We start from the raw sequence: 12,268 nt of genomic DNA, 5'->3' as shown, positions 1-12,268 counted from the left end.
GTAGGCATCACCTTTGATAACCGCCATGATTTTCTGGCCCGTGAGATGGGCCCGTACCCGGGTGAGGTTCTGCTCGAGCGCACCCAGGCTGATGGTAGCTCGGGAGGTGAAAACTGCGGGATCAAGGCTAAACATGGTGTTCTTCCTGTTGAGGCGCGGATAGGAGTGCGGGGCGGGACTGGCGAGCTGCGGCGCGCTGGTCACCTGCGGGCGAGCCGCGCTGCGAGCTGCCGGCCGCGGGCCGCGGCGCGGGCGTGCCTGTATTCTACGCGCCGCCCAGAATCTGGCCGATGACCTCCGGGATGCGCGCGGCGATCTGGGCTGCACTGATAGGCCGGCCCGGCGCGGGCGCGGGCTCCCCGAGCGCGCCCCGCGCCGGCGCGGCGAAAGGTGTTCCGGCCGCGAGCGCGGCAGCGCGGGCATGAACGTGCAGGGCAGCGGCCGCAATACGGGCGGCCGCCCCGGGTGCCAGGCAGGCAGTCGCAGCGGGTGCATCGATTGCGGTGGGCCCGCCCGCGCCATCTGCCGGCTCGGTGAGTTCAGTGTGCCCCGCAACCTCCGTGTGCTCGCCAACCACAGCGTGCTGAGCGAGCATGGCTCCGATGAGCCCGGCCAGCACATCGCCAGCCCCGGCCACGGCGCGCCAGCCCGGCGCCCCGCCCTGGGCGTAGCACTGTCCGCTCGGGCTGGCCACCACATCAACGGATCCCTTGAGCACCACCGTCGCCCCCAACCGGGCCGCCAGAGCCCGCGCGGCCGCCACCGGGCAGGACTCAATCACCGCGCGGCTAAAAGGCCTGCCATCCCCGTCGCGGAGATCCAGTTGCGCGGCGAGTAGGGCGGCTTCCCCGGCGTGCGGGGTGAGCACCACGTGCTCGCCGAACCGCACGCCCGCCCGCGCCGCCATATCGGCGATGGTGGGCAGAGCGCCGGCATCCACAACCACCGGGGACCCGTCTTTAAGCGCGGCGTGCAGGAGGGCCGGTGCTCCCGGAGGATCGCCCGAACCAACCGCGAGGGCCTGGATCCGCCCCGGGGCCGCCACCACTTCCGGATGCGCGGTGATAACCAGCTCCGCGACCTCATTCTCACCGAGGTAACGTACCATCCCGGGTCCCGCCGCGAGAGCGGCCGTCGTCGTTAATAAACCCGCACCCGGGTACTGCACCGAACCGGACACGATCCCCACCACGCCGCGGGTGTATTTGTGGTCGTCCGCGCCGGGGACCTGCCACAGGTCCGCCACATCGGAATCACCCAGGCGCAGCACGGATGGTTCGCCCAGGTGAGGGGCGAAGCCGAGCTCCACCACCTCGATGCGCCCCGCGGCCCGGCGGGCCGGGTCGAGCACCAGCCCGGCCTTGGCTGCTCCCATGGTCACGGTGAGGTGGGCGGAGAGGTAGGGGCCGGGCAGGGCGCCGTCGTCCACCCCGATCCCGGAGGGAGTATCCACCGCGACCACGAGCGGTTCCACCGGGCTGGCCAGACGCTCGGATTCCAGCGCGGCAAGCCACGAAGCCAGCGGTTCGCGCGCCGGCCCACGCGCCCCGATGCCGAGCAGCCCGTCCACCCAGACGGCGCTGCGGCGCGCGAGCTCAACCGCCTGCGCCGCGCTGGCCTCGCGGATGAGGGTGCCGCCGGCGCGCTCCAAAGCCTGCGCCCCCGCGCGGTGATAAGCAGGCAGCGGAAGCGCCGCCACCACGGTGGCCCCGCGCCGCGCCAGATATGCACCGGCGTAGAGGGCGTCCCCGCCGTTATTACCCGCCCCGGCAAAAATCGCGATGCGGGTCCCGCTCACGCGGATGGAGCGACGGCGCAGCTCCCAAATAATCGCATTCGCGAGCGCCCGAGCGGCCCGGGCCATGAGCGGCTCGCCGGCCGCCAACAGGGGTTCTTCCGCGGCTCGCACGGTCGCGGCATCATAGGTACGCAACATACTGGTATGGTAACGCGCGCCCGCGCACCCGGAGCTGGGCCGGCGCGGTCACGAACCGCAAGCGGAGCCGCGCACCTGCGCCGCGATACCCGCGCCCGCGCACCCCGCCGCCCAGCTAGTAGGCTGGCCCCATGGAGTCCAACCGTCACCTCGTCACCTTCACGCACGACGAATGGAGCGCCCTCGCCAAGAACGCGCCCCTCCCCCTCACGCACACGGATGTGCGGCACCTGAAAGCCCTGGGCGACCCGATTGACCTGGCCGAAGCGGATGCTATTTACCGCCCGCTCTCCGCGCTGCTGCAAATGTACGCCCAGGAAATCGGCGATCTGCACCGCAAAACTTCGGATTTTTTGGGTTTGCGCGAACAGCGCACGCCTTTTGTGATCGGTATTGCCGGTTCGGTTGCGGTAGGAAAATCGACGACGGCGCGACTTCTCCAAGAGTTGCTTCGGCGCTGGCCCTACACACCCCGCGTGGACCTGGTGACCACGGATGGCTTCCTCTACCCCAATGCGGTGCTGGAAGAGCGCAGCCTCATGGACCGCAAGGGTTTCCCGGAATCCTATGATCACGCCGCGCTTCTTGATTTTCTGCGGCGGGTCAAATCCGGGGAGGACCGCGTGGAGGTGCCCCGCTACGATCACGTTATTTACGATATTGTGCCCGGTCAGCACCAGGTGGTGGCCCACCCGGATATTCTCATCCTGGAAGGGCTCAATGTGCTCCAGCCGCCACTGCTGGCAGCCGGCTGGCCGAACAGGAATGCCGGGGACGGCACCGCGGCCGGCAAGCGAGCTGATTCGCGGCCCGGCGCCCCCGCGCGCGTGACTCCCACGGATGCCGCTTTCTACACCGGGAACCTCACCGCCGTTTCCGATTTCTTCGACGTCTCGATTTACGTGGACGCTTCCCCGGAAGATCTGGAAACCTGGTATCTCTCGCGTATTTTCAAATTGCGCGACGTCGCTTTTAATCTGCCCGGCGCCTATTTCCACCAATTTGCGGATATGCCGGACGCCGAGCTGCGGGCCCGCTCCCTTGACATCTGGAACGCCATCAACCTGCCCAATTTGCTGGAGAATATTCAGCCCACCCGCGAGCGCGCCGATATTATGCTCTGCAAGGGCGCCGACCACCGGGTCCAGCGCATTCACCTGCGTAAGTTGTAGCCGCCCGGCCCATAGCTAGGCTGCGCCCCGGCCAGCAGCGTAGGCGGGCCGGGGCGCAAGCTACCTGGCGGCGGCGTCGTAAAAAATACTGCGCGGCGCGCACCGCAAAAGTTATAGCGCGAGGTTCGTGGCGACCACGTCCGCGAGTTCGTGCGCCACGGCGTCTGCCTCCTCCTGGGTGGCGGCTTCGACCATGACGCGCACCAGCGGCTCGGTGCCCGAGGGGCGCAGCAGCACCCGGCCGGTCTCCCCTAGGCGCTCCTCGGCCTCGCGGACCGCGCGCTGGACCTGCTCGTTTGTGGAAGCCGCGGCTTTATCCACATTTGGCACGTTGACGAGGATTTGCGGGAGGCGGGTGACCACGCTGGCCAGCTCTTTCAGGCTGCGCCCGGATGCCGCGACCTGCTGGGCGAGGAGCAGGCTGGTGAGGGAGCCGTCACCGGTGGTGGCTTTTTCGAGGGAGATGACGTGGCCGGATTGTTCGCCGCCCAGGCTGTAGCCCCCGCGGCGCATTTCTTCGAGGACGTAGCGGTCCCCGACCCCGGTTTGGATCGTGCGCACGCCGTGCTCCTTCATGGCCAGGAGCAGGCCGAGGTTGGACATGACCGTGACGACGAGGGTGTCTTTCGCGAGTTTGCCGGCGTCTTTGAGGGCGAGGGCGAGGATCGCCATGATTTGATCGCCGTCCACAAGCTCGCCTTCGTGATCGACCGCGAGGCAGCGGTCCGCGTCGCCGTCGAAAGCCACCCCGAAATCGGCGTCGTTATCCACGACCGCGCGCTGGAGGGCTTCCGGGTGGGTGGAGCCGCAGCCGTCGTTAATGTTGTATCCGGAAGGATCGGCGTTAATAACAATAACCTTCGCTCCGGCGCGGCGCAGCGCCTCGGGTGCGATAGCGGAGGTGGCACCGTTCGCGCAATCGGTGACGATGGTCAGGCCGTCCAGCCGGGTGGTGATCGCGGTGGTGAGGTGGTCGAGGTAGAGGCGATCCCCGAATTCCGCGGTATCGCTAATGCGGCCGATGCCGGCGCCGGTGGGGCGGCCCCAGTCCGTGCCGAGGAGTTCTTCGATTTCGTCTTCGAGGCTGTCTTCGAGTTTGAAGCCGCCTTTGGCGAAGAATTTAATGCCGTTGTCCTGCATGGGGTTGTGGGAAGCGGAGATCATGACGCCCAGGTCATAGCCGCCTTCCGCGGTGAGGAAGGCGATGCCGGGGGTGGGAATAACGTCCACGTGTTCCACGTCCACCCCGGCGCCGGCGAGCCCGGCCGCCACCGCCTGGGACAGCATCCCGCCCGAGACGCGCGAATCCTGGCCGATGACCGCGCGCGGGCGGCCTTCCCCGTCGAATTCGCGGGTGAGGACCCGGGCCGCGGCTTCACCCAATTTCACGGCGAGGTCCGCCGTGAGTGCGCGGTTTGCGAGTCCGCGGACGCCGTCTGTTCCAAAAAGTCGTGGCATTACTCAGCCTTTCGCCGGGGCGCGGCCGGTGCCGCACCTATGTGCTTCCCTCTGTTCTACTTCGCCCGCGGGGCCCGGAACCGGGGCGGCTGTGGAGCTTGTTGAAGCTGGCCGGCCTGGTTGGCACCGCGGGTGCGCTGTGTTCTACTGTAACGCGCGCGGCCGGCCGGCGGAAAAAGGAACGCGGGGTGGACGCGGGGTGGCCAAACGGCGCGCGGAGCACAGCGAACCGCGCACCGCGAACAGCAAACAGCGAACGGAGCACAAGCACCCCTCACACAAGCACCTCGAGCACGCCATATACAACAAGGGAGGCCCCGAAGTAGGACCTCCCTTGTAAAAACTGAGCGCTGCGCCGAAGTGGCGCATAACGCCGAAGCTTAACGCTTGGAGAACTGCGAAGCCTTGCGGGCCTTCTTCAGGCCGGCCTTCTTGCGTTCCACCGCGCGAGCATCGCGGGTGAGGTAACCGGCCTTCTTGAGGGCCGGGCGATTCGCTTCGCGGTCAATTTCGTTGAGGGCGCGGGCGATGCCAAGACGCAGCGCACCGGCCTGGCCGGAAATGCCACCGCCGTTGATACGGGCGATAACATCGAAACGGCCTTCGAGATCGAGCAGGGTGAAGGGGGACTTCACGAGCTGCTGATGGATTTTGTTGGGGAAGTAATCGGCCAGGTCGCGGCCGTTCACCTTCCATTCCCCGGAGCCGGGGACGAGCCGGACGCGGGCAACGGCTTCCTTGCGGCGGCCGAGTGCCTGACCCGGGACAGCGGCGGATACACCCTGACCGACCTTGGGGGTTTCGGTCTCTGTGGTGTAGGAGCCGCTGAACTCCTCCTCCACCTGGGTGTCAATTTGAGTTTCTGACATTGATGTAAATCCTGTTCCGAAAAAAGCGGCCGAACGCGACTCGCTTATTGGGCGATCTTCTTCAGCTCGTAAGGTTCGGGCTTCTGAGCTCCGTGCGGATGCTCAGCGCCGGCGAAAACCTTCAGCTTCTTCAGCTGCTGACGGCCGAGAGATGTGTGCGGAAGCATGCCGCGCACCGCCTTAATAACGGCCTGCTCGGGATTCGAGGCAAGGAGTTCGGCGTACGAGGTGGCCTTGAGGCCCCCCGGGTAACCGGAATGCCGGTAAGCCATCTTCTGCGTTGCCTTGCTTCCCGTGAGGGTCACCTTGCTCGCATTCGTGATAATAACGAAATCGCCGGTATCCATGTGAGGAGCAAAATTCGGTTTGTGCTTCCCACGGAGCAGGGCGGCAACCTGAGCTGCCAAACGCCCGAGGACAACATCGGTGGCGTCAATGATGTACCACTTCTTCTCAATGTCGCCGGGCTTAGGAGTGTACGTGCGCACGTGCGTAGCCTTCGTTTCTGATATTGGTTCCGAACATCCGCCGTGGTGGCGGGCGAAACCGTAACGGTCAAAAGTTAGATGTGCCCTTCACAGCGCGCGACGAGTGGGAATAAGCATCGCGCCGATGGTATGGACAACAACGCTCTATCATACCCGTAGCTCCTATGTCGGTCAAAGCTTTGCCGGCGCTGTGAGGTACTCCACCGGCGCTTTAGCGCGGGAAAGTACGACGACGCCGCACCGGCCCGCCGCCTCGCTTTCTTGCGCGCCGCGGCAGTGCGGGTGGGCGCTAGAGAAGCGGGCATGACAGAAACGGGCATGACAGGATCTGGCATGACAGGATCTGGCATTACAGGATCTGGCATTACAGAATCGGGGTGGGCAGGTCCACCACGGGTTCGGCCCGGCCTTCTGTGACCCACAGGCGCACATGCGGCGCGGTGATTGCCAGCACCACCAGCACCGAGATCCCGGCCGGGTACATGGCCGCGGTTTCCCCCGTGGTTGCAAGCAATAGGTAGAGCAGGGCGATACCCGCTTCGCAGGCAAGGAAGAGTACCCAGGCCACTCGGGAATGGTTGGCCACCCCGAACAGGAGCAGCAGCATAACCAGGTAGAGCACCACATCCACCGCGGAAGCCGGAAGCATATCGGTGACCAGCGCGGCGCCCAGCAGCACCGTGATCGCGACAGCGGAAAAGAGCAGGGCCCCGGGCGGGACGCGGTGTTCAGCCGCGATGCGCGCCAGCTCGGTGGCTTTTTCCGCCATGGCACTGGAATTGCGCCACCCGGGTTTGCCAGCCGGGCCGGTTTGCCGGCGCCGGCCCTGGTATCCCGAACCCTGCCGACCCGCGCGCGGATGGCTAGAGCGCCCGCGGCCCGGCTGCGCCGTCGTACCATTACCGGAACCGCGCTCACCGCACGTTCCCTCACCGCATGCTTCCTCACCGCACGTTCCCTCGGCATCGGGGAGGGCCAACTCTAGCTCCTCTTCCAGTTCCAGCCCCTCCTCCAGGCGCGCGGCCGCGCCGGTGACATCGAGGATGGGAAGATCGCCGTCGGTTTGAATCTCATCCCCGCCGCCGTTACGCGAGCTATAGGCGTTGAAATACTGCTCGATCACGCTCACGTGACTATCGGGATCCGCGTAGCGCACCGTATTGATAATGAAATCCCGCTCCGCATCAATATTCGGATCGATTTTGTGGGTGAATTGCCCGGTGAAAATAGACAGACCCACGCTGCGATCAAAGGTTCCGGCGGCGAGCCAGGTGATGCGTTCCCCACCCGGAAGCGTCCAATCCGGCGGGCAGCGCCAGAAGCGCACATGGTGGCGCCGGGCCGCATTGCCATCCACTTCCTGCTGGTAGGCGAATTCTTGTTTCCGGGAAAACAAATACAGATCGGAGACCGGTGCGGAAGGATAGGAGCGGCGCAGTACCGCGGCCACAATTATCCGCCAAGAGGTGCGGAAAGTAATGGGTTCGGCTTCGATCCAGCCGGCGGCCCGCATGGCCGCGTGAATATCCGCCTCGCTGCCCTCCCAGCCGATATTGACCGGGTCCCCGAGGATGCCGTCCGCCGTTTTGGTGCGCCCGAAGAAATAATCCGGCACGTACATGAGCGAAAACAGCTGGTGGAGGCGCGGGAAAGCGAAATACGCCGCGAGCGCCCAAAATACCAGCAGGTGCAGCCACCACAGCGGTTGCCCGGGGAGCCCGCGCAGCAAAAGCAGCACGGCCAGCCAGAAACTATAAATCAGGGCGACGACGACGAACAGCCCCGCCAAGACCGCATACAAAGGGAAGCCGCGCCGCAGCCGCTGCCGGGGCAGGCGGGTATAGGCGGGCGGGCGCGCGGGGACTGGCCAGCGCTGGTCAGCGCTGTGCCGCACCGAGAGCACCGGCGTTGTTTGCCCGACATCGCTTTGTTCCTGAGTCACGCCTCGATTTTACTCGGCGCCTACGACACATTAAATCGGCCTGAATTGACGATGCTCGTCACGTGCGGAGCAGCGGCGGCACGTTTCGCCGCGCCGAGCTTGGGCAATAGTAGCGCCCGGCTAATCCTCGAGCAGGGTGCGGATAGCCCGGGATGCCGCTGCACGCGCGGCCCACTGACTCGGTTCAGGATAATTCACTTTTTCCAGGGTGAGGGGATGGGGCGGGGCCACCACCACCTCGCCGTCGCGGCTCGCTTCGTGCAGGCGCCGGAGTGGCCAGGCGGCGTCGCGCTGCCCCTCGCCCACCCGGAGCAGCGAGCCGACCAGGGTCCGCACCATCGAATGGCAAAAAGCATCGGCCACCGCGTGGATGGTTACCAGCTCGCCTGCTTCAGCCACGTCCAGGGCCAGGAGCTCGCGAACCGTCGTCGCCCCCGGGCGCGGTTTGCAATAGGAGAGGAAATCGTGTTCGCCCAGGAGGGAGGCCGCGGCCTCCCGCATCGCGTTGAGGTCGAGCGGGCCGGCCAGCCAGAGGACGTCGCGTCGTCGTAAGGGATCAAAGTGACCCACCGCAATGCGGTACGTGTATTCGCGCGAAACCGCGGAAAAACGGGCCTCGAAATCGGGGGAGACTTCGCGGGCGCTGTGGAGCACAATATCGGCACTCCCCCGGGGGCCGCCCGCATCGCGCGCGAGCAGGCCCTGCACGCGCCGCACCAGTACCCGGGTCGGGTCATCTTGAGAGCGCCCCGCCGCCGCGGCGAGCGCCCCGCGCGGCACATCCATATGGGCGACCTGCCCGCGGGCATGCACCCCGGCGTCGGTCCGCCCGGCAACGGTGAGGGTGACCGGCACGCGCAACACCGTGGCGAGGGCTTCGGTGAGGGTGCCTTCCACGGTGCGCAGGCCGGGCTGCGCCGCCCAACCGTGAAATTCAGTACCGTCGTAGGAAAGATCAAGCCGAAGCCGAAGGTTTTGCGCTAGCGTGTCACTCATGGATCCAGTTTCCCATGCCGAGCCCTCCGCCCGCATACCCGCGAGCCGCGCGCCAGAAGGCCGCGGGCTCGAGGGGCACGTAGCCGAGGGCCGTGTACTCGAAAATGAGGAGCCGGCGCTCCCACTCGGCACCGCACCGATGTACGCGAGTGCGCCCAGCCCGGAGGACGCCGCGAACGCCACCACCGCGGCCGCTGTTTCCGGACCGCGCACATTCGCGGTTGATTGCGGCGGGGGCGGTATCAAAACGGCGCTGCTGGACGCGGCCGGCACCCAGATCGGACCGGCCCGGCGCACCCCGGTCCGCTACCCCTTCTCCCCCGCGGCCCTGGAACATATCATTGCTGCGGATGCCGCCGCACTGCGCGCCGAGGGCTGCGATTTCGAGCGCCTCACGGTGGGAATGCCGGGGATGCTCCGCCACGGCGTGGTGGTTTATACCCCGCATTACATTCGCCGCGCCGGCCCGCATACCCGCCTCGACCCGGAGATGGAGGTCGCCTGGAACGGCCTGGATATTCGCGCTGCCCTCGCCGCGCGTTTTTCCCGGCCCACCCTGGTGCTCAACGACGCTGAGGTAGCCGCTGCCGCAACCGTGACCGGCCAGGGTCTGGAAGTGGTCCTCACTTTCGGAACCGGACTGGGCAATGCCATTGTTGATAACGGGGTGCTGGCCCCGCACCTGGAGTTTTCACATGCCCCGCTGCGCTGGGGCCTCACCTACGATGATGTGATCGGCGAAATTGAGCGCATCCGCCTGGGCGATGCCGCGTGGAGCCGGCAGGTGGCCCGCGCTATTGAGTCCCTCTACCCGGTAATTCGCTGGGACACCCTCTACCTCGGAGGCGGTAACGCGGCGCGTATCACCGAGAGCGTGCGTGAACGCCTGAGCGGCTCGGTAGTCTTTATTCCGAATGCCGCCGGGATGAGTGGCGGGGTGCGCGCTTGGGATCTGGTGGCCGCCTCCGAGCGGGCTCGTGCGGAACAGTAGCCCCGCTCCCGCAGGCAATAGTAGATCCGCTTCCTGCGGGCAACAGTAGCCCCGCGTCCTGCGGGCAGCGAAAAGGGCTCCGGAAACTCACGTTTCCGAAGCCCTTCTCTCAAGCTTCCCGGCGGTTCGGTTTACTCACGTGACCGAACCAACCGCGGGCGCTTATCTAGCTTACTTAGCTTCTTCGGCCTTCTCGGCTTCCGCAGCTTCGTCCGCGCTGGGAGCCGATTCAGCAGATTCGGCACTTTCCGCCGAAGCGGCGCTTTCAGCAGATTCAGCAGATTCCGCGCTTTCGGCCGACTCAGCGGATTCCGCCGACTCAGCCGACTCGGCTTCTTCCGCGGCAGCGGCACGCTCAGCGGCCTTTTCCGCTTCCTTGACAACCGCCTGCTTCGGGGAAACCTTCTCGGTCACCAGCGAAATAACGGCCATCGGGGTGTTATCACCGCGGCGGTTGCCCACTTTGGTGATGCGGGTGTAGCCACCCTCGCGTTCCGCGAACAGCGGGGCGAGTTCCTCGAAGAGGATGTAGGCGGTTTCACGATCGCCCAGCACCTTGAGGGCCAGGCGGCGATTGTGGGTATCCCCCTTCTTCGCCTTCGTGATGAGCTTTTCGATGTGGGGACGCACCGCGCGAGCCTTCGCTTCGGTGGTCTTGATCGACGTGTGATGAATAAGTTCCTTGCACAGGTTGGCAAGAATCTTGCGCTGGTGGGCGGGGCTACCGCCGAGGCGCGGACCCTTGGTGGGCTTAGGCATTGTCTACTCCTAGTAAATTATGTGGCTGCTCAGGCCTGAGAATCGTCGCTGAACTGCATCCCGAAATCATCGAATCCGCCACCGAGGAAGCTCGATCCGGAATCCTTGAGGCTCAGGTCCATCTTCGCCAGTTCATCCTTGACATCATCGATGGACTTCGCCCCGAAGTTGCGAATATCGAGCAGGTCGGCTTCCGAACGCTGCACCAGTTCCCCAATGGTGTGGATACCTTCGCGCTGCAGGCAGTTCTGGGAACGTGCGGGCAGGTTGAGGATGGTGATCGGACGCTGCAGATCCGAGGAGCGCTGCTCGGTCACCGGTGCCGGACCAATTTCGATACCTTCGGCTTCGTCATTGAGATCCACGGCCAGGCCGAAGAGCTCCACGAGGGTCTTGCCGGCAGAGGCGAGAGCGTCCCGCGGGGTCGTCGATTCCTTGGTTTCCACATCCACCACGAGGCGATCAAAGTCGGTGCGCTGTTCCACACGGGTGGCTTCCACCTTGTAGGAAACCTTGAGCACCGGCGAGTAGATCGAGTCAATCGGAATGCGGCCGATCTCATCGTTATCGCCCTTGTTGAGAGCCGCGGAAACGTAGCCGCGCCCGCGTTCAACCGTGAGGTCGATTTCGAGCTTGCCCTTGTCATTGAGGGTGGCGATATGCAGATCCTGGTTGAGGATCTCCACGCCCGCCGGCGGGGTGATATCCGCGGCGGTTACTTCGCCCGGGCCGGTCTTCCGCAGGTACATGAGGACCGGTTCGTCGTTATCCGAGGAGACAACAAGTTCCTTGAGGTTGAGGATGATTTCCGCAACATCTTCCTTCACACCGGGAATGGTGGAGAACTCATGGAGCACCCCATCGATGCGAATCGAGGTGACCGCAGCACCGGGAATGGAGGACAGCAGGGTACGGCGCAGGGAATTGCCCAGCGTGTACCCGAATCCGGGTTCGAGCGGTTCGAGGACGAACCGGGACCGGAATTCGGAGATCTTATCTTCACTCAGAACGGGACGTTGTGCAATAAGCACGATTCTTTCCTTTCCGCAAACAACCGCTATATGAGGTTTGCGTAGCCTCGCGAAACTCCGTCTGTCCGCGAGGTTCGGGCGCGGTTTTTCCTGTCAAAGCCCGCGCCCTGGGAGGGGTGCCGCAGCGGCCGGGGCCGCTGCGCGCGGCGTCGTCGTTAAGAACGACGACGCAGTTGCGGCCAAACGCGTATTAGACGCGACGGCGCTTGGGCGGGCGGCACCCGTTGAAGGCCTGCGGAGTCACATCGGAAATGGAGGTGACTTCCAGCCCGGAGGCGGTCAGGGAACGGATCGCGGTTTCGCGCCCGGAACCCGGACCCTTGACGAATACATCAACCTTCTTCATGCCCTGTTCCATGGCCTGGCGCGCGGCGTTTTCCGCGGCGAGCTGCGCGGCGTAGGGAGTCGACTTACGCGAGCCCTTGAAGCCAACCATCCCGGAGGACGCGGAAGCGATCACCGCGCCGGTGGGGTCGGTGATGGACACGATGGTGTTATTGAAGGTGGACTTAATGTGGGCCTGACCCACGGTGACATTACGACGCTGATTGCGACGCGGACGGCGCGCACCGGCGTTAGCAGAACGAGTCTGACGAGCCATAATCTATTTCTCCTGAACTACGACG

The 12,268-nt window shown here is 65.2% G+C and carries 11 protein-coding genes; 2 read left to right on the top strand and 9 right to left on the bottom strand.

All coding sequences use genetic code 11. The features are described 5' to 3' along the window. Window positions 1–265: 265 nt before the first annotated feature. Window positions 266–1,936 (bottom strand): bifunctional ADP-dependent NAD(P)H-hydrate dehydratase/NAD(P)H-hydrate epimerase, encoded by a 1,671-nt coding sequence (locus tag AC5RK6_RS07585; protein WP_101595392.1) that lies wholly within the window; start codon window positions 1,934–1,936, stop codon window positions 266–268. Window positions 1,937–2,067: 131 nt separating this feature from the next. Here AC5RK6_RS07585 and coaA point away from each other — a divergent pair, with 131 nt between their 5' ends. Next, window positions 2,068–3,108: a type I pantothenate kinase gene (gene coaA / locus AC5RK6_RS07580; protein ID WP_101595389.1), complete on the top strand. Its 1,041-nt coding sequence runs from the start codon at window positions 2,068–2,070 to the stop codon at window positions 3,106–3,108. Window positions 3,109–3,219: 111 nt separating this feature from the next. On the opposite strand, the gene glmM is transcribed toward coaA, so the two are convergent. From glmM to truA, 5 genes are all read right to left on the bottom strand, one after another. Continuing rightward, the gene (glmM, locus tag AC5RK6_RS07575) at window positions 3,220–4,566 is read right to left on the bottom strand and encodes a phosphoglucosamine mutase (protein WP_087070546.1); all 1,347 of its coding nucleotides are present in this window, start codon (window positions 4,564–4,566) and stop codon (window positions 3,220–3,222) included. Window positions 4,567–4,946: 380 nt separating this feature from the next. Then, on the bottom strand, window positions 4,947–5,435 hold the full coding sequence (rpsI, locus tag AC5RK6_RS07570) for a 30S ribosomal protein S9 (protein WP_016443070.1): 489 nt from the start codon (window positions 5,433–5,435) through the stop codon (window positions 4,947–4,949). Between the two features lie 44 nt (window positions 5,436–5,479). After that, window positions 5,480–5,923, bottom strand: coding sequence for a 50S ribosomal protein L13 (gene rplM, locus AC5RK6_RS07565; RefSeq protein WP_087070545.1), 444 nt, complete (start codon window positions 5,921–5,923; stop codon window positions 5,480–5,482). 364 nt (window positions 5,924–6,287) lie between these two features. Continuing rightward, the gene (locus tag AC5RK6_RS07560) at window positions 6,288–7,865 is read right to left on the bottom strand and encodes an LssY C-terminal domain-containing protein (RefSeq protein WP_219619184.1); all 1,578 of its coding nucleotides are present in this window, start codon (window positions 7,863–7,865) and stop codon (window positions 6,288–6,290) included. Between the two features lie 120 nt (window positions 7,866–7,985). Then, window positions 7,986–8,861, bottom strand: coding sequence for a tRNA pseudouridine(38-40) synthase TruA (gene truA, locus AC5RK6_RS07555; protein ID WP_101595385.1), 876 nt, complete (start codon window positions 8,859–8,861; stop codon window positions 7,986–7,988). Between the two features lie 139 nt (window positions 8,862–9,000). On the opposite strand from truA, the gene AC5RK6_RS07550 reads away from it, so the two are divergent. Beyond that, window positions 9,001–9,852 carry an ROK family protein gene (locus AC5RK6_RS07550; protein ID WP_180948666.1) on the top strand — a complete coding sequence of 284 codons (852 nt, stop codon included), beginning with the start codon at window positions 9,001–9,003 and terminating at the stop codon, window positions 9,850–9,852. Between the two features lie 171 nt (window positions 9,853–10,023). Here the strand turns inward: AC5RK6_RS07550 and rplQ are convergent, their stop codons facing one another. The 3 genes from rplQ to rpsK form a co-directional block, all read right to left on the bottom strand. Then, window positions 10,024–10,611 carry a 50S ribosomal protein L17 gene (rplQ, locus tag AC5RK6_RS07545; RefSeq protein WP_087070544.1) on the bottom strand — a complete coding sequence of 196 codons (588 nt, stop codon included), beginning with the start codon at window positions 10,609–10,611 and terminating at the stop codon, window positions 10,024–10,026. A 29-nt stretch (window positions 10,612–10,640) separates the two neighbouring features. Continuing rightward, the gene (locus tag AC5RK6_RS07540) at window positions 10,641–11,642 is read right to left on the bottom strand and encodes a DNA-directed RNA polymerase subunit alpha (protein ID WP_087070543.1); all 1,002 of its coding nucleotides are present in this window, start codon (window positions 11,640–11,642) and stop codon (window positions 10,641–10,643) included. A gap of 190 nt (window positions 11,643–11,832) precedes the next feature. Further along, a complete protein-coding gene (rpsK, locus tag AC5RK6_RS07535; protein ID WP_016443077.1) occupies window positions 11,833–12,243 on the bottom strand; it encodes a 30S ribosomal protein S11 in 411 nt (136 codons plus the stop codon). Between the last annotated feature and the right edge of the window lie 25 nt (window positions 12,244–12,268).

The organism is Actinotignum sp. usb-actsch-213, assembly GCF_059085665.1.
The sequence above is the reverse complement of the archived record's forward strand: the minus strand, read 5'-3'. Positions and strand labels throughout refer to the sequence as shown.